The sequence below is a fragment of the Pseudomonadota bacterium genome (genome assembly GCA_016711215.1).
GTDB lineage: Bacteria > Myxococcota_A > Polyangia.
Genome location: JADJTL010000001.1, coordinates 1,130,116 through 1,147,702, shown reverse-complemented (window position 1 = coordinate 1,147,702; position 17,587 = coordinate 1,130,116). Strand labels below are relative to the sequence as shown.

Genomic DNA, 17,587 nt, shown 5'->3' with positions numbered 1-17,587 from the left:
CTCGCTGATCTAGGTTCACATCGTATGTCGCAGCAGCCCACCGCCACCGAGCTGAGCCTCAACCTCGACGAGCCCGTCGATCAGCGGGCGCCGCTGCTGCTGGGCGACAACAGCCTCCACGGCATCACCGAGGCGGTCTGCCGCCCCGTCGAGTGGGTGCCGCCGCGCGCTTGGTACATCTTCTTCGGTGTGTCGCTGGCGCTCCTCGGCGTGCTCGTGCTCAGCACCGCCTATCTCTTCTATATGGGCACGGGGATCTGGGGTCTGAACAACCCCGTCGGCTGGGGCTGGGCGATCGTCAACTTCGTCTTCTGGGTCGGCATCGGCCACGCCGGGACGCTGATCTCCGCGATCCTCTTCCTCTTTCGCCAGCGCTGGCGCACGTCGATCAACCGCTTCGCGGAGGCGATGACGATCTTCGCCGTGATGTGTGCGCTGCTTTTTCCGACGATCCACGTCGGCCGCGTCTGGGTCATCTACTGGGCACTGCCCTACCCCAACCAGATGGGCGTCTGGCCCAACTTCCGTAGCCCGCTGCTCTGGGATGTCTTCGCCGTGAGCATCTATGGCGCCGTCTCGCTGCTCTTCTGGTACGTCGGACTGCTGCCCGACCTGGCGACCGTCCGCGACCGCGCCAAGAGCCGCGTCCGGCGCATCGCCTACGGCATCTTCGCCCTCGGCTGGCGCGGCTCGAATCGGCACTGGCAGCACTACGAGCGGGCCTACCTGATTCTGGCGGCGATCTCGGCGCCCCTCGTGCTCTCGGTGCACTCGATCGTCTCCTTCGACTTCGCCGTCTCGCAGGTCCCCGGCTGGCACACGACCATCTTCCCGCCCTACTTCGTCGCCGGCGCGATCTTCTCCGGCTTCGCGATGGTCGTGACGCTGATGGTGATCGCGCGCGAGCTCTTCGGCTTGACGCACATCGTCACCCTCCGCCACTTCGAGAACATGGCGAAGGTGATGCTGCTGACCGGCTCGATCGTCGGCTACGCCTATGCGATGGAGTTCTTCATCGCGTGGTATAGCGGCAACCCCTTCGAGCGTTTTGTCTTCATCAACCGCGCCTTTGGCCCCTATGCCTGGGCCTATTGGATCATGGTCACCTGCAACGTCATCGTGCCGCAGAGCTTCTGGTTCAAGCGCGCCCGCCGGTCGCTGCCCTGGCTCTTCGTCTCCTCGATTCTGATCAACGTGGGCATGTGGTTCGAGCGCTTCGTCATCACGGTGACCTCGCTGCACCGCGACTTCCTCCCCTCGAGCTGGGACTACTACTCGCCGACCTTCTGGGACGTCTGCGCGCTGGTCGGGAGCTTCGGGCTCTTCTTCACGATGTTCTCGCTCTTCGTGCGCTTCCTGCCGCAGGTGGCGATGGCGGAGGTCAAGGCGATCGTGCCGGCAGCCCACGTCCACGGCCCGACACCCGCCCCCACGAGCGACAGCGCCGCGACCGCGCCACTGGCAAGCGGCGGCAACCTGCCGCCGCCCACAGGAGACCTGATCCATGGCTGAAACGCCAGCCACCGAGACCTGGGGCGTGTTGGCGGAATTCGCCGACCCGACGGCGCTCTATCGCGCTTGCGAGCGCCTACGCGATGGCGGCTTCTCGCGCTGGGACGCCCATAGCCCCTTTCCAGTGCATGGACTCGACCGCGCGATGGGTCTGCGCCCCTCGCGCCTGCCCTGGGTCGTCTTCGTCGGCGGCATGCTCGGGGCCGCCGGCGGCCTCGGCCTGCAGTGGTGGACCAGCACCATCGCCTATCCGATGGTGATCGCTGGCAAACCCTATTTTAGCTGGCCCGCCTTCGTCCCCGTGACCTTCGAGGTCGGCGTGCTGGCGGCCGCGTTGACCTGCGTTCTGGGGATGCTGCACTTCAACCGGCTCCCTCGCCACTACCATCCTGTGTTTCGCAGCGAGCGCTTCGCCGGGGTCGGCGACGATCGCTTCTTCATCTCGGTCGAGGCGGCGGACCCGCGTTTCGATCCCGACCAGACCCCCGGTTGGTTGAAGGAGCTCGGCGCGACGCACGTCGAGCTGTTGGCCCAATGATGCCCCCAAGCCCAATGACCCCCTCATACGGAGGCCCCCGATGGGCGTGCTGAGGCAAGCAGCAAGGCTCTTGGCGCGGCGATGGCGCCACGCACGCGGCTTCGTTGCGGCGGCTCGGGTCGCGGCGCTGCTGCTGCTCGGCCTCTCCGCCTGTCGCGGTGGGCGATCGAGCTCACCGCCGGTTCATCTGCAGCAGAACATGGCTTCACAGGCGCGCTTTGGCGCCCAGCAGAGCAATGCCTTCTTCGCCGACGGGCGGGCGATGCGCACGCCACCGGCCAACACCATCGCCCACGGCGCGCTGCGCGAGAGCGAGCATCTCTATCGCGGCACCCTTGACGGAAAGCCAGCCGATCGCCTGCCCGTGGCGCTGACCGCCGACTTGTTACAGCGCGGCCGCGAGCGCTTCGACATCTACTGCCAACCCTGTCATGGAGCGAGTGGCAATGGGGAGTCGATCTTGCGCGCGCGCAAGATGGCCGTACCCGCGCCCTCCTACCACGAGCAGCGTCTGCTCCAGGCGCCGATCGGTCACTTCTTCGGCGTCATCAGCGAGGGCGTGCGCAGCATGCCCTCCTACGCCTGGGCCATCCCGGTCACCGATCGCTGGGCCATCGCCGCCTATGTCCGCGCGCTCCAGCTCGCCGGCCACGCCACCCTCGATCAGCTACCGCCTGACGTCGTCGTGCGACGCGGCTGGAGGACGCCGTGACGCACGCCGCCCCTTCGACCCTGCGCCCTGAGCAGCTCCGCCTGCCCCGCTCCAAGACCTGGCGCGCGCTCTCCTTGGCGGCGGCTAGCGTCGGGTTGCTCGCGCTGATGGCCCACTGGCTGCTTGGTCGCGGCGCGGGCGCTGCACGCCAGGCTCACTTCTCCTACCTCGTGGCGCTGCTCTACTGGCTCAGCATCGCGCTCGGTGCGCTCTTCTTCGTCATCGTGCAGTTCGCCACCAGGGCGGGTTGGAGCGTCGTCGTGCGGCGGTTGGCCGAGCACGCGATGATCACGCTGCCCCTGCTCGGCCTGCTCTTTCTACCCGTCGTCGGCGGTCTCCATGAGCTCTTTCATTGGACCCACCCCGACGCGCTCAGGCACGATGCGCTGCTGGCGAGCAAGACGCCCTACCTCAACATCCCCTTCTTCGTGGCGCGCGCGCTGGGCTATTTCGGCATCTGGACCGCCCTGGCCTGGGCCTTCTATCGGCGCTCCCTGCGACAGGATCAGGACGGTGCCCCAGAGGCGACCCTGCGCCTGCAGCGACTGAGCGGCCCGGCCATTATTCTCTTCGCGCTTACAGTGACCTTCGCGGCCTTCGACTGGCTGATGTCGCTCGATCCGCATTGGTACTCGACGATGTTCGGCGTCTACTACTTCTCCGGCTGCGTCGTCGCGATCTTCGCCTTTCTCGCGCTGGTCGGGCTGCTCTTGCGTAGCGCCGGGGTGCTCGGCGACGTCATCAGCGTCGAGCACTACCATGATCTCGGCAAGCTGCTCTTCGGCTTCACGGTCTTCTGGTCCTATATCGCCTTCTCGCAGTTCATGCTGATCTGGTACGGCAATCTACCCGAGGAGACGATCTGGTACGCGCGGCGCCTCGCGGGCTCCTGGCGTCAGGTGACCCTGGCGCTCGGCCTCGGTCACTTCGTCGTCCCCTTCTTCTACCTGATGACCCGCGCGACCAAACGGCGCGGCGCAACCCTGCTGCCGGCCGCGCTCTGGCTGCTGGCGCTGCACTACCTCGACCTCTACTGGCTCGTGATGCCCGTGCTCCACCCGGCCGGCGCCGCCTTCGACCTGCTCGATCTGACCGCCTTCCTCGGCATCGGCGGTTTGTTCGTGGCGTTCTTCTTGCGCCAGCTGCAGCGCCATGCGCTGGTGCCCATGCGCGACCCGCGCCTCGCCGAGTCGCTGGCCTTCGAGAACTACTGAGGACGACACGATGACCGAGCGACAAGAAGCTCCCGCCGCCTCCGCGAGCCCCGGTGTCGAAGCGGATGCGCTGCCGGTCGTCCAGGTCGGCCTCTGGGTGCTAGCCCTACTCGGCCTGGTGGTGATCGTCGTGCTCGCGCTCTGGCAGTACTTCGACGCGGTCTCGCAGCGTGAGCTCGTCGCCCAGGACCTCTCCCAGGTGCCCCCGGCGCTGCCCGAGCTGCGCGCCCGCGACCGTCGGCTGCTCAACCACTATGAGGTCGTGGACGCTCCGCGCGGCCTCTTCCGCATCCCCGTCGCCCGCGCGATGGAGCTGCTCGCGGCCGACCCGGCGCTGATCGCGCCACTCGAGCTGGCGAGCCCATCCCCGGCGCCGCTGGCCCCCTCACCTACCCCCGCTCCACCGGCTGCAGCGCGTGTGATCCTGCCAGCCGCAGCACGCTAGGCCCCGAGCTGATGACCATCTACCCCTTGCTCACCGCAACGGCCACGGCGACCGAAGGCGCTGCCAGCCGCGGCACGCTCTGGCTGCCCGAACAGGCCTCGACGGCGGCCGAGCGCGGCGATGTGCTCTTCTATTTCATCTACTACCTGAGCGCGTTCTTCTTCCTGCTGGTGGTCGGCCTGACCATCGCCTTCGTGATCAAGTACCGTCGGCGGCGCGGCCAGCCGGTGAAGGTGAGCCAGATCGAGGGCAACCACCGGCTCGAGATCGCCTGGTCGGTCGTCCCCGCCCTGATCCTCGTCGGCATCTTCTTTTGGAGCTTCAGCGACTACGTCACGCTCAGCGTGCCGCCCGCCGGAGCGATCGAGGTGCGCGTGCTGGCGCAAAAATGGAGCTGGTCCTTCGACTACCCCAAGCATGGGGTGGTCGGCGCGACCGAGCTCGTTGTGCCTCAGGGGCGGCCGGTCAAGCTAACGATGTCGGCTGCCGACGTGATCCACAGCTTCTATGTGCCCGCCTTCCGCATCAAGAAGGACGTCCTCCCCAACCGCTACACGGTAGCCTGGTTCGAGGCCACGCGCCTCGGCAGCTACGACATCTTCTGCGCCGAGTACTGCGGCCGCGGGCACTCGCAGATGCACGCCCGCGTCAAGGTCGTCAGCACGGCGGACTTCGAGCAGTGGGCGCAGACCGGCGGCGGCCCGCCGGACGGCGAAAAGCTCTTCGTCGCCAAGGCCTGCGTGACCTGTCACAGCCGCACCACCGACCGGATGGGCCTGCCCGGTCCACCGCTCGCCGGGCGCTACGGCAAGACCGAGGAGATGAGCGACGGCACGTCGGTCACGATCGACGACAACTACATTCGGGAGTCGCTGATGAACCCGAGCGCCAAGGTCGTCAAGGGCTTCCAGCCGCTGATGCCGACCTTCTCGGGCCTGCTCACAGATCCGCAGATCAACGCGCTGATCGACTACATCAAGACGCTGAAATGACCGAGGTGAAGCGATGACCACGGCCGATCAAGCGGGGCCTGCCCCGGCTGACCAGGCGCTCGCTGCGACCGCCGCGGGCGCGGCGCCCGCCAACTACCTGACGGCGCAACGTGGCCTCCTGAGCTGGCTCTTCACGCTCGATCACAAGCGGATCGGCGTGATGTACCTGATCTCGGTGCTGACCTTCTTCTTCATCGGCGGGCTGCTCGCCGTCGTCCTGCGCCTCGAGCTGATGTCGGCGAAGCCTGACCTGCTGAGCGCCGACACCTACAATAAGTTATTCACCCTGCACGGCGCGATCATGATCTTCGTGTTCATCATCCCGTCGATCCCCGCCTCGCTCGGCAACATCTTCCTGCCGATCATGATCGGAGCCAAGGACGTCGCCTTTCCGCGGCTCAACCTGCTCTCCTACTGGATCTACCTGGTCGGCAGCGTCTTCCTGCTCTACTCGATTCTCGCCGGCGCGATGGACACCGGCTGGACCTTCTACACGCCCTACAGCACGCAGACCGGAACGGCCGTCATCTCCGCCACCTTAGGCGTCTTCGTGCTCGGCTTCTCCTCGATCCTCACCGGGATCAACTTCATCGTCACGATCCACAAGCTGCGCGCGCCGGGGCTGACCTGGATGCGGCTGCCGCTCTTCCTCTGGGCGACCTATGCCACGGCGATCATCCAGGTGCTCGCCACCCCGGTGCTGGCGATCACGCTCTTGCTGCTGCTGGCCGAGCGCGTGCTGGGCATCGGCATCTTCGACCCGGCGATGGGCGGCGACCCGGTGCTCTATCAGCACTTCTTCTGGTTCTACTCACATCCGGCCGTCTACATCATGATCCTTCCGGCCTTCGGCATTATCAGCGAGATCATCGCTGTGCACAGCCAGAAGCCGATCTTCGGCTACCGGGCGATCGCCTACTCGTCGCTGGCGATCGCGCTGCTCAGCTTCCTCGTCTGGGGTCATCACATGTTCGTCAGCGGCCAGAGCGAGCTGGCCGGCATGATCTTCTCCTTCCTCACCTTCACCGTGGCGGTGCCCACGGCGATCAAGGTGTTTTCCTGGGTCGCTACGCTCTACAAGGGATCGATCGCCCTGACCACGGCGATGCTCTACGCCCTGGTCTTCCTCTTCACCTTCACCATCGGCGGCTTGACCGGCATCTTCCTCGGCTCGCTGACCCCCGACATCCATCTGCATGACACCTACTTCGTCGTCGCCCACTTCCATTACGTGATGATGGGCGGGACCGTGATCGCCTTCCTCGGCGGACTGCACCACTGGTGGCCCAAGTTCACCGGGAGGATGTTCAGCGAGCGCTGGGGCAGAGTCGGCGCGGCGCTGGTCTTCGTCGGCTTCAACGGCACCTTCTTCCCCAAGTTCCTCCTGGGCGCGCAGGGCATGCCGCGGCGCTACCACAGCTACGACCTCGTCGCTCCCGACCAGCTACCGCTCTTCGAGCTGCTGCACCGCCTCTCCTCGTTCGGCTCGCAGCTGCTGACCCTCGGCTTCCTGATCATGGCCGGCTATCTGCTGCATTCGTTGTTCTACGGGCAGCGCGCCCCTGCCAACCCCTGGGGCGGGGCCACGCTGGAGTGGCAGACGGCGAGCCCGCCACCGACCTCCAACTTCGATGACGATCCGGTCTGCAGCCGAGGACCCTATGATTTCCGAGACGATTCACAGACCGCCACGGCGGCGGCGAGCTAGTCGCCGATCCGTTGGCGCACGAGGACATGCAAGCCGTGAGCAAGCCAACAGGCGACCAGGCGCCCTTCCTGCAGCACCACTTCCATACGGCGGCGCAGCAGGAAGCGTCGGCCAAGTTCGGGATGTGGCTCTTCCTCGCGCAGGAGCTGATGTTCTTCGGCGGGATCTTCCTCGCCTATGGCGCCGTGCGCTTCTTCTATCCGGAGACGATGCTCAGCGCGCACGAGCACCTCAGCGTACCGATGGGCGCGCTCAATACGGTCGTCCTGATCACGAGCAGCCTGACGATGGTCCTGGCGGTGCACGCGGCGCAACGCGGCGCCTTGCGTTCGCTGCGCCGCAACCTTCTCGTCACGATCGCCCTCGCCTGCACCTTCCTCGGCGTCAAGTACGTCGAGTACGCTCATAAGTTCCACGATGGGCTGCTTCCCGGCAGCTACCTGACGGCGCAGGGGATGCTCGACGACGCGCAGCGCGCGCGACTGCAGCACGCCTTTCGCCTGCGCTCGGCGCCGGAGCAGGTCCACTTCCAATTCGACCCCAGCTACTCCGTCAGTCGTGATGCCTTGCTGCGGGCCCTCTCCGCTCATCACATGCCCGTGCGCGCGATCACGCGCGCCGAGACGACGCTGACAGTCAGCGGCGCGCAGCTCGCCCACAGCGCCGCCTTCAACGGCGCCGCCGAGGACCCAGAGGTCTGGGGCGCCCGGGCGGGGGCGAACACCTTCGCCCTCACCTTCGCCGGTAAGCCGCACATCTTCTTCGGGCTCTACTTCGCGATGACGGCGCTGCATGGGTTGCACGTCTTGATCGGCATTCTGCTCCTGGCCTGGGTCTGGCGGCGCGCGGGAAGGCTTGACTTCTCGCGCGCGTACTTCACGCCGGTAGAGAACGTCGGGCTCTACTGGCACCTCGTCGACCTGATCTGGATTTTCCTCTTCCCGCTCCTCTATCTGGTGCGATGAGCGCCGGTGCGACGAGCAGATCGAGCTGATGCGATGAGGAGCCTCGAACCATGAGCGAGCAGGTCGTCCTCGACGGCGGCGCCGCGCCCGGCGCCCACCCAATCACGCCCGTGCGCGTCTATCTGGGGATCTACGCCGCGTTGATCGCCCTGACCGGCGTCACCGTAGGGATCTCCTACGCGGACCTCGGCTCCGGCGCGCTCTACTTGGCGCTCTTCGTCGCGCTGATCAAGGCCGGCCTCGTGGTCGGCTACTTTATGCACCTCAAGTACGACCCGCGGCTGCACCAGCTGGTCTTCTTCGCGTCGGGCGTCTTTCTGATCTTCATGTTCGGCTTCACCTTCATCGATCTGATCAGCCGGCCGGCGATCCTCGCCGAGCAGGGTAGCCTCGTGCTGGCGCAGGAACGGCAGAATGCCGAGGAAGAGGCCGAGCTGCGGCGCCGGCTGGCCGCGGCGCAGGCCGCTGCCTCGCCCGCCCCGAGTGCTGCGCCGAGTCTTGCGCCGGAAGCGGCAACCGCGAGCGCGGATGCGACGCCAGGAGATGCTGCGGAGGCCAGGCCCGTCGCGGGCGCCAAGGCCCTCGGCGCGCGATCCACGGGGTCAGCGCGCGCCGACGCTGGGGTGAGCCCCCAATGATCCCCGCTTGCGAGCTGAGGCACGACGCTCAGCTTTGAGCCCAAGCGTCGCGCCTCCTGCTGCGGGCGCCTATTTCGTGCCGCGCTTGCCGAGCTTCGAGTCGAGATACCAGATCCCGCCACCCTTTTCGCCGATCGCGTGCAGCTGATCGACAATCTGGCTCGCCGTGGCCTCCTCCTCTACCTGCTCGGTCACGTACCACTGGAGCGTGATCTCGCTGGCGAAGTCCTTCTCCTGGCGCGAGCACTCAAAGAGCGCGTTGATGCTGCCGGTGATCTTCCGCTCGTGCTCGAGCACCTGCTCGAAGACCTGCGTGACCGTCCCGAACTCCTTCGGCGGCGCTTCGATAACCCGCAGATCGAGGCGGCCTCCGCGGTCGAGCAGGAAGGTCACGAGCTTCATCGCGTGAGCCGTCTCCTCCTGCGCCTGCTGACGGAGCCAGTGGGCGAAACCGCGAAAGCTCTTCGCCTCGCAGTGCGCGCTCAGCGCCAGGTAGAGCTGGGCCGAGGCCTGCTCGAGGTTGATCTGTCGGTTCAGGGCGTCTTCGATTTTCTGATTGATCATGGTTTCCTCTTCGTCAACGAGTCTTCAACGAGAAGCTGCGAGAGCGTTGCATTCCGTCGCAGACCGGCCGTAAGCCGAGTTCTGTCCGCGCCTTGGTTGCCCGCCGCGCGTGGCGATCATTCCTCTAGGCCGACTGTTACCAGCCGGCTCGAGCGACCTTACCTGGGATGAGAGCGGGCCGCCCCGGCCCGACCACGAGGATCGGGCCCTCCCTGTTCGGTCTTGCTCCGGGTGGGGTTTGCCATGCGAGTCCTGTTGCCAGGCCCCCGGTGCGCTCTTACCGCACCCTTTCACCCTTACCGCGGCCGGCGTCCCGCGAGAGCGCGGGCCGGCGACCTCCGGCGGTTTGCTTTCTGTGGCACTGTCCTTGGGGTCACCCCCACCGGGCGTTACCCGGCACCCTGCCCTATGGAGCTCGGACTTTCCTCCCCCTGGCCGCGCGAGCGCGACCCGGCAGCGATCACCCTGCCGGCTGCGGCGGAAGCAACGCGGCGCTAGCATGCGCGGAGCGCGCGCCAAGTCAAGCGTCCGATCGCCATTCGGGCGCGCACTTTGTCGCGCCAAGACCGCCGTATAGAATCGTTCTCGGCTCGATCTACCGACCAAGGACACGCTCATGGCAGCCAAACGGCCAGCGATCGGAAGGCTCAATCGTTATGCCTGGGGGCTGGCGGCAGCCTGGATCGCGGTGATCGCGGCCTCGCTCTACTGGAATCGCCACGGCACGGCCGAGGCCGTACAAGAGACGGCCATCGCCAAGGCCCGCGCCCTCTTCGACAAGGACCTGCTCTACCGCGCCTGGAACGCCAAGCTCGGCGGCGTCTATGCGCGGGTGAGTGCCGCGACGCCGCCCAATCCCTACTTGATGGGATTGGTCGAAGAGCGCGACATCGTCACCCCGAAGGGTGAGAAGCTGACGCTGATCAACCCCTCGTACATGACCCGCGCCGTGCTCGATCTACAGAACCAGGCGCATGCCGTTTCTGGACGCATCACGAGCCTGCGTCCCCTACGCCCACAGAACGCCCCCGATCCCTGGGAGCGCCGCGCCCTCGAGCGCCTCAACGAGGGCGCCTTGCAGGTGGCGGGGATCGTCCCCCTGCACGGTGAGCCGCACCTGCGCCTGCTCCGTCCGCTGCTGACCGACGCCTCCTGTCTGGCCTGCCATCGACGGCAAGGCTACAGCGTCGGCGATGTCCGCGGCGGCATCAGCGTCAGCGTGCCCTACAAGCCCTACCAAGCGCTGCTCGCCGCGCGCATTGGCGCCCTCACGGTCGCCCACCTCAGCCTGCTGCTGATCGGTCTGCTGGCGATCGGCCTCGGTCATCAGCGGATCCAGGCCGCGCAGGACGCGGCGCTGCGCGAGAACCAGAAGCTGAACGCGATCATCACCGGCATGGATCAGGGCGTCGTCTTCGCCAACCGCGAAGGTACGGTCGTCGCCGCCAACGCGAGCCTCGCGGCCTTCTTGCCCCTGAGCGCCGAGCAGGCGATCGACCGACCCCTGCTCGAGCTGCCCGACGCGCTGCTGAGCGAGCGCCTGGCGCTGCTGCTTCCAACCTTTGCCAGCCGGCCCAACTCGACCCCCGTCGTCGTCGAGCAGCGCCTCGCCGCGCGTGATGCCATCGTACGGATCCAGCCGATCTACCGCGACAACAGCTACCAGGGCGTCGTCATCAACCTCGTCGATGTCAGCGAGCTCGTTCAGGCGCGGCGGCAGGCCGAGGGCGCGAATCGGGCCAAGGCCGAGTTTCTGGCCAACGTCAGCCATGAGATCCGCACGCCGATGAATGCGATCATCGGGATGACCGATCTGCTCGGCGAGACGGCGCTCGACGAGCTTCAGCAGCGCTACACGACCACCTTGCATGCGGGTGCCACCGGGCTGCTCGGCCTGCTCAACGACATCCTCGATCTCTCGAAGATCGAGGCCGGCAAGCTGGACCTCGACGAGCAGCCCTTCGAGCTGCTCGAGCTGCTCGAGGGCATCAACGACCTGCTCGCGGTGCGCGCGCAGCATAAGGGCCTGGACTACGCCTGCATCGTCGATCCGAGCATGCCGCTGCGGCTCCACGGCGACGCCGCCCGCCTGCGGCAGATCATCGCCAACCTCGCCGGCAACGCGATCAAGTTCACGGCGACGGGGGAGGTCGTCCTCTCGGTCAGCGCTGCCCCGCTGGGCAGCGACCGAATCGAGCTGCGCTGCGCGGTCAGGGACACCGGCATTGGCATTCCGCCGCAGACGCTCGGCACGCTCTTCACCGCCTTCACCCAGGCCGACGCGTCGACCAGTCGCAAGTACGGCGGCACCGGTCTCGGCCTGTCGATCAGCCGGCGCCTGGTCGAGCTCCTGGGCGGTCAGATCGGCGCGGAGAGTGAGGAGGGCCGCGGCAGCACCTTCTCCTTCGCGGTGCCGCTGACGACACAAGGGGACCCACTGCCCTCCGCCGAGCCAGCGCCCCGCGCACCAGCGTCGCCGCCCCGCGTCATGCTCTTCGAGCCGCGCACGGCGAGCCGCGCCGCCTGCGCTGCGCTGCTCCGCCGTGGTGGGAGCGCCTGCAGCACGGTCGAGGACGCTGCCGCGCTAGCCGCGACGCATCAGCGCCTGCGCGAGGCGGGGATCGGTCCGATCGTCCTCCTGCTGGCGCAAGACGCGCCCGGCGGCGCCGCCGTAGCCGCGGCGCTGCGCCAGGCGGATCGCGCCCTGACGATCGTCAGCATGGTCCCACTGGCCACTGCCGCCCGCGCCTCCAGTCCGGACGATTCCGTGGCGCACGCTCAGCTCACCAAGCCGCTCAAGCGCCGCGACCTCAGTCGCATCCTCGCGCGCGTCGAGCGCGGCGAGCGCGTAACGGCGCTCTCCTCGCGACGGACCACGATGCGCCATGCGCTCGCTCCGACCCGCCGGCTCGACCTGCTCTTGGTGGAGGACAACCAGACCAATCAGCTCGTGGCGACGACGCACCTCGTGCGCCTGGGGCATCGGGTCGACGTCGCCTCCAGCGGGGCCGAAGCGCTCGCGACGCTGAGCCGTCGGCGCTACGACGCCGTGCTGATGGACATCCAGATGCCGGTGCTCGACGGCCTGGAGACGACCGCGCGCATCCGCGATCCGCAGTCCGCGGTCCTCGATCACCAGGTGCCGATCGTGGCGATGACGGCTCATGCGCTGCCGAGCGACCGCCGGCGCTTCCTCGAGGCGGGGATGAACGACTTCCTCGGCAAGCCGGTCAGCCGCGCCGAAATCGCCGCCGTCCTCGGTCGCTGCCTTGGCGGCCTCGGTCCCGGTACAGAAGAGGCTGTGATCGCTGCCCAGCCGGCGTCGGTCCCCCCTCGCGAGCCCGTCGCCGCGCCACCGAGCTACGAGACCTTCGAGGCCGAGACGCTGCTGCAGCGCTGGGAAGGCGACGTCCCGATGGTCAGCCTGCTCGCCTCGGTCTTCAGCGAGGAGGCCCCGGCGCTGCTGGATGGGCTGGATCGCGCGCTCGCTGCCGCAGATCCTGCGGCGCTGCGGGCCGCCGCCCACAAGCTCAAGGGCGCGGCGAGCAACCTCGCCGCCGGCACGGTCGTGGCCTTCGCCGGGGAGCTCGAGCACGACCCGCGCCTGGCGCTCGCCGAGCCGCGCATCGCGGCCCTCCGCGGCGCCGTCGACGCGCTGCTCGGCGAGCTGAGCCGAGCCGAGCTGCTGCCCCCACGCGCCTAGATCGCTCGCGCCCGTCGGCCCTTTAGTCGGGCGTGGCCTGCGCCAGCGCCCTGAGCTTGCAGCACAGCCGGTCGACGTTGAGGCGGTAGATGCGATCGTCTGGGACGAGGGCGAGTGCCCGCTCCCACTCGACCAGCGCCTCGGCGTAGGCGCGGCGACGCACCAGCTCGAGGCCGGTGACGAAGTGCTCGGCCGCCGCATCGCGCGCGCCCGGCGAGCCCGCGACGAGCGGCACCTCCCTCCCGCCGCGGGGGCCGCGCAGGGCCCGAGAGCCCGGCGCAGCGCGCGCCGCGCGAAGGGGCCCGGCGCTTAGAGGAGCAACCGGACGCCCACTTCGACCCTCCGCCTCTTCCTCCTCGACGCAGAGCGACTCGACATAGAAACCCAGACCACGCTCGGCATCCTCCCCGGCACCGAGGATCTCCTCGAGCTCGGCCGAGAGAGAGCGCGCGTCGCCGTGCCGCGCGCCGGGATCGCGCGCCAGGGTGCGCAGCACGACGGCCTCCAGGCGGGGCGAGACCTCTCGATTGATCAGGCGCACGGGGACAGGGGCGCCGCGCAGGACCTGCCGGCGCAGCGTCGCGCCGTTGGCTCCACCGTAGGGCGGGAAGCCCGTCAGGCACGCATAGAGCACCGCGCCGGCAGCATAGACATCAGCGCGGCGGTCGATGCTCAGGCGAAACATCTGCTCGGGCGCCATGTAGCGTTGCTTGCCGAGCGGTAGCCCCGAGCTCCCCGGGGCATCGACCCACGGCTCGGCGTGCCCAAGCCCAAAGTCGATCAGCTTGATCGCGCCAGCGTAGGACACCACCACGTTGTCAGGGCTGACATCCCCGTGCACGAGTCCGAGGCGCACGCCGGCCTCGTCGCGGAGCTCATGCGCGTGGTGCAGCCCACGACAGACCGCGCCGACGATCCGCAGCGCGACCCAGATCGGCATCGTCTCGCGGCGCCGACGCAGCGCCTCGAGGATCTGACGCAGGTCGCGGCCGACGACATGGTCCATCACCATGAAGCACCGTCCGTCGGCCTCCCCGAAGTCGGTCACGCGCGTGAGGTTGGGGTGATCGAGCCGACTTGCCAAGACGGCTGTCGCGCCGAAGTGCCTGACGAACGCGGGATCCTGCGCCAGGTGCGGCAGCAGGACCTTGAGCACGACCGTTCGCGGTTCTCCCTGCGCGCCGGGGAGCTGGGCCAGAAAGATCTGCGCCGTGCCACCCCGCGCCAGCGGGGCGACGATCTGATACGGGCCCAGGCGTGATCCGGGCTGCAACAACTCGCCCTGCCCCTCTGCCCCAGCCGCCGACTAGGACCTCTGCTGATCGAGTCGTCGCAGGTTGACGGCGATGACGTGGTTATCGGGATCGAGGGCCAGCGCCTCCTGCCAGAGACGCTGCGTCTCCGCGCGGTCGCCACGCTTGAGACTGGCGAAGCCCTCTTGCAGCAGCCGCGCCGCCGCCGCCGGATCGAGGCGTCTCGCGCGTGCCGGGGCTTCAACCGCGGTCGTCGCCGCACCCTCGGCGAAGACGCTATCGAGGTCCGGATCGCGTCCCACCGACGCCTCATCCTGTCGCCGCATGCCTTCGATCAAGAGATGTTGCCAGTTCTCTGTGATCGAGCGCTGGGTATCGCTCGGGGCATCGCGGGCCTGAAAACTCCCGTCGCGGGCCGCCAGCGCGCGAAAGACCGCGGCCTCGCCGCTGAGGCTGCCCCAGATCGCATGGCAGATCTCGCCGTTCTCGATCAGGATCACGCCGGTCTCGCTGCCATCGACGACGTGGAGCGCGGCCGTCTGCTGGCTGAGACAGAGCATCTGGATCACATCCGCGACCGAGATCCGTGAGAGGCGCCCGCTCAGCGAGCCAGTATTGTCGATCATCGAGACGACCAAACTGCGCACGGCGACGGCCTGAAAGGGCTTCTTGATGATGCTCAGCGCGCCCACGCGATAGGCCTGACCGCGGACCTCCTCGAGGTCGGCACCGGTCAGGACAGCGACCTGGGTCTCCGGCGACTGCGAGGCGACCCAGCAGAGGAGATCGATGCCGCTGATCCCCGGCAGCGAGATGTCCGTGATCATCGCATGGATCGTCATCTCGTTGATGATCTGCTGCGCCACCTCGGCAGACACCGCCATCAGCACATCGTAGCGCTCGTTGTCGCCGAGCAGCGCGCGCGCGACGCTGAGCAACACTCCAGGGTCGTCGTCGACGATCAGCACCTTGCGTCGTTTGGGCATCGGCTACCCCTCTGAGCGCGAGGGAAGCACGACGCTGGCAGTCGTTCGCCCTCCTGCGCTGTCAATCGTCAGTTCGCCGCCGTGCGCCCGCGCGCTCATTCGGCAGACCGCCCACCCGAGACCCGTCCCCCACGGCTTGGTGCTGACAAATAGCTCGCCGTCCCGTGCCTTGATCGACGCCGGGATCCCCGCTCCGTCGTCGCTCACCGCCAAGCGCAGCTCGTCGGCCTCGTAGACGGCGCTGAGCGCCACGCGGCTCACCCCGGGCGCCTCGAGAGCATTCGTCAAGAGCTCAGTCAGCGCGCGCTCGATCTGGGCGGGATCGACCGTCACCTCTTGGTCGTCGGGCGCCTCGATCGCGACAGGCAGTGCAGCGGTGGTGACACGGGGCGCGATGGCCGGACAGGCCCGGTCGAGCAGGCCGCGGAGGTGGACCGGCCGGCGGCGCGCGGCGCGGGCGCGCGCGAGCAGGGCGAAGTCGCCGAGCATCGTGTCCATGCGCTCGATTTGCTCGTCGATCAGCGCGAAAGCGGCTCCCGTGGCAGCAGCAGCCGGCTGGTCGCGCCCCTCCTCTGCCGCGGCCCTCATCGCGGCCAGTGGGCTGCGCAGGGCGTGGACCAGGGCCAGCGCCAGCGCCCGAAGCCGCTCAGTCTCGGTGGCCTCCGGGGGGCTCACGCGAAGACGCTCGACATGACGATCTCGGTGCCATCGAAGGTCAGGTCGGTCGGCGCCACGCGGATCTCGCGCGACCAGAGCAAGTCCGGGTGGGGGACCTGCAGCAGATGGCCAACGCTGGCCGTCAGGTAGGTCTTGAGCGCCGCCGAATAGCTCGGGACGGAGACCAGACCCTCGGCCACCAGCACCTGCTGCAGCCGCTCACGCGCCGCAACGCTGCGACGCACCACCGACCGCAGCTGCTCCGGGTTGATGCCGCAGACCTCGGAGATGATCTTGAGCAACGAGACGCCGCTGGCCAAGGAGATGGCCCAGGCCACCCGCCCGCGCTGAAACACCATCATCCCGGCCGGGCCCCCGCCGCGCTGCTCGACATGCAGACAGCCGCTGCGGCCGCCGTCCATCAGCGCCAGCAGCAGGCTCATCATCACGAAGGCGCCCATCCGCCGCTCGGGGCCCTCGAGGAGCGCGGGCTCGAGCGCGATGGCGGGCAGCACCCGCCGCCCCGCTCGCGCGCGACGATTCGCGACCTCCTCGACCGCCGGCATCAAGCGCGGGTCGACCAGCGCCAGGAGGGGCGGATCGACCGTCTCCACCAGCGACTCGCTGTCGGCCACCGCGCTCAGCCGCACACCGCCGATCGCGCAGCTGATCGCCTCCGCCCAACGCCTGGCCTGATCGACCGGTCCGACCACGGCAACATCGATCTCGCCGATCAGCGCGTCGATCGAATCGTCGGCGTTCGCCTGCAGGAGCTGCCCCGCGACTGTTACATCGTGCTGCCAGACGCGCGCCACCTCCTGGGAAAAGGCGTCGATCGCCTCGAGCTCCGCCGCGTCGTAATCATGCGTGCTGAAGCTCCCGACCAGGAGCAAGCCGCTGCTCTCACTCGAGACCAGCAGGGGCACGTGGACCAGGGACGCCACGGACTGCTCGAGGGGCGAGGCCGCCGCCGCGCGCGGGCCCTGCTCGGCGCTCGCCGTCTCAGCGCCAGCGGAAGCTGCCGGCGAGGCGGTCACCACCAGGCGCTCGGGTCGAAGCTCGTCGCGCCCCTCGCCCCAGACCCATTGCTCGAGGGCGTCGACCAGCTCACAAGACGCCGTCTCGCCAGCCACCACCAGGACCAGGCCGGACTTCGCCGGCCGCGTCCACCCGACGGCGAAGAAGTCGCAGTGCACCCGACGCTGTAGCGTCACCAGCAGCTCGCGCAGAATCTGTTGCCGGTCGCGATCGAGCGTGACCTGGGTCTGGGCTTGGGCGGGCGTCAGGGCCAGCGCGGCCAACCGGCGCCGCCGCTCCGACGTCAGCATCAGGTCCTCGATCTCGGCGAAGAGCTGCTCCTCTCGAAAGGGCTTGCGGATGTAGCGGTTGAACCCCGCCATCATCGCCCGGAGCAGGTCGCCCGGATCATCGAGCGCGGTGGTCGCCATGATCGGCACCCAGCGCGTCGCCGGATGCTGCCGAATCGCGGCCGCCGAGGCCAGGCCGTCCATCACCGGCATGTGCAGGTCCATCAGCACCAGGTCCGGCAGCCAGGCATGCGCCTGGTCCGCCCCCTGGCGCCCATCATAGGCGACCCGCACGCGGTGGCCGCGACCTTCCAACATGCAGCGCAAGAGCTCGGCGAGGGTGGCATCGTCCTCGACGACGAGGATGCGATAGGATCTCATGCACTCACCTTC

Annotated in this window: 15 protein-coding genes and 1 other RNA gene; 10 read left to right on the top strand and 6 right to left on the bottom strand. The window is 68.2% G+C overall.

Translation table 11 applies throughout. The features are described 5' to 3' along the window. The first annotated feature begins 24 nt into the window (after nt 1–24). The 9 genes from nrfD to IPL40_04425 all read left to right on the top strand — a co-directional run bounded on the left by nrfD (nt 25) and on the right by IPL40_04425 (nt 8,724). Nucleotides 25–1,512 (top strand): polysulfide reductase NrfD, encoded by a 1,488-nt coding sequence (nrfD, locus tag IPL40_04465; GenBank protein MBK8480417.1) that lies wholly within the window; start codon nt 25–27, stop codon nt 1,510–1,512. After that, nucleotides 1,505–2,050: a DUF3341 domain-containing protein gene (locus IPL40_04460; GenBank protein MBK8480416.1), complete on the top strand. Its 546-nt coding sequence runs from the start codon at nt 1,505–1,507 to the stop codon at nt 2,048–2,050. The genes nrfD and IPL40_04460 overlap by 8 nt, the downstream gene beginning before the upstream one ends. Before the next feature lie 40 nt (nt 2,051–2,090). Then, nucleotides 2,091–2,762, top strand: coding sequence for a cytochrome c (locus IPL40_04455; protein ID MBK8480415.1), 672 nt, complete (start codon nt 2,091–2,093; stop codon nt 2,760–2,762). After that, nucleotides 2,759–3,976 carry a quinol:cytochrome C oxidoreductase gene (locus IPL40_04450; GenBank protein ID MBK8480414.1) on the top strand — a complete coding sequence of 406 codons (1,218 nt, stop codon included), beginning with the start codon at nt 2,759–2,761 and terminating at the stop codon, nt 3,974–3,976. The genes IPL40_04455 and IPL40_04450 overlap by 4 nt, the downstream gene beginning before the upstream one ends. A 10-nt stretch (nt 3,977–3,986) precedes the next feature. Continuing rightward, on the top strand, nt 3,987–4,421 hold the full coding sequence (locus IPL40_04445) for a hypothetical protein (GenBank protein MBK8480413.1): 435 nt from the start codon (nt 3,987–3,989) through the stop codon (nt 4,419–4,421). 11 nt (nt 4,422–4,432) lie between these two features. Then, entirely contained in the window at nt 4,433–5,413 is a 981-nt protein-coding gene (coxB, locus tag IPL40_04440) for a cytochrome c oxidase subunit II (GenBank protein ID MBK8480412.1), read from the top strand. A gap of 13 nt (nt 5,414–5,426) precedes the next feature. Continuing rightward, nucleotides 5,427–7,121 (top strand): cytochrome c oxidase subunit I, encoded by a 1,695-nt coding sequence (gene ctaD, locus IPL40_04435; protein MBK8480411.1) that lies wholly within the window; start codon nt 5,427–5,429, stop codon nt 7,119–7,121. Nucleotides 7,122–7,408: 287 nt separating this feature from the next. Continuing rightward, nucleotides 7,409–8,086, top strand: a complete 678-nt coding sequence (locus IPL40_04430) for a cytochrome c oxidase subunit 3 (protein ID MBK8480410.1) — start codon at nt 7,409–7,411, stop codon at nt 8,084–8,086. 50 nt (nt 8,087–8,136) lie between these two features. Then, nucleotides 8,137–8,724 carry a cytochrome C oxidase subunit IV family protein gene (locus IPL40_04425; protein ID MBK8480409.1) on the top strand — a complete coding sequence of 196 codons (588 nt, stop codon included), beginning with the start codon at nt 8,137–8,139 and terminating at the stop codon, nt 8,722–8,724. Nucleotides 8,725–8,793: 69 nt separating this feature from the next. On the opposite strand, the gene IPL40_04420 is transcribed toward IPL40_04425, so the two are convergent. Together IPL40_04420 and rnpB are read right to left on the bottom strand one after the other, a co-directional pair. Further along, the gene (locus IPL40_04420) at nt 8,794–9,288 is read right to left on the bottom strand and encodes a ferritin (GenBank protein MBK8480408.1); all 495 of its coding nucleotides are present in this window, start codon (nt 9,286–9,288) and stop codon (nt 8,794–8,796) included. Nucleotides 9,289–9,342: 54 nt separating this feature from the next. Then, nucleotides 9,343–9,764, bottom strand: an RNA gene (gene rnpB, locus IPL40_04415) — RNase P RNA component class A. Between the two features lie 140 nt (nt 9,765–9,904). Between rnpB and IPL40_04410 the strand changes: the two genes are divergently transcribed. After that, nucleotides 9,905–12,991 (top strand): DUF3365 domain-containing protein, encoded by a 3,087-nt coding sequence (locus IPL40_04410; protein ID MBK8480407.1) that lies wholly within the window; start codon nt 9,905–9,907, stop codon nt 12,989–12,991. 22 nt (nt 12,992–13,013) lie between these two features. Here IPL40_04410 and IPL40_04405 read toward each other — a convergent pair whose 3' ends face one another. Genes IPL40_04405 through IPL40_04390 form a run of 4 tightly spaced genes read right to left on the bottom strand, consistent with a single transcriptional unit; the run spans nt 13,014 to nt 17,575 of the window. Continuing rightward, nucleotides 13,014–14,267, bottom strand: a complete 1,254-nt coding sequence (locus tag IPL40_04405) for a serine/threonine protein kinase (protein MBK8480406.1) — start codon at nt 14,265–14,267, stop codon at nt 13,014–13,016. Between the two features lie 30 nt (nt 14,268–14,297). Then, a complete protein-coding gene (locus IPL40_04400; GenBank protein MBK8480405.1) occupies nt 14,298–15,230 on the bottom strand; it encodes a DUF4388 domain-containing protein in 933 nt (310 codons plus the stop codon). Between the two features lie 3 nt (nt 15,231–15,233). Beyond that, a complete protein-coding gene (locus tag IPL40_04395; GenBank protein MBK8480404.1) occupies nt 15,234–15,905 on the bottom strand; it encodes a HAMP domain-containing histidine kinase in 672 nt (223 codons plus the stop codon). Then, a complete protein-coding gene (locus tag IPL40_04390; GenBank protein MBK8480403.1) occupies nt 15,902–17,575 on the bottom strand; it encodes a response regulator in 1,674 nt (557 codons plus the stop codon). The genes IPL40_04395 and IPL40_04390 overlap by 4 nt, the downstream gene beginning before the upstream one ends. Between the last annotated feature and the right edge of the window lie 12 nt (nt 17,576–17,587).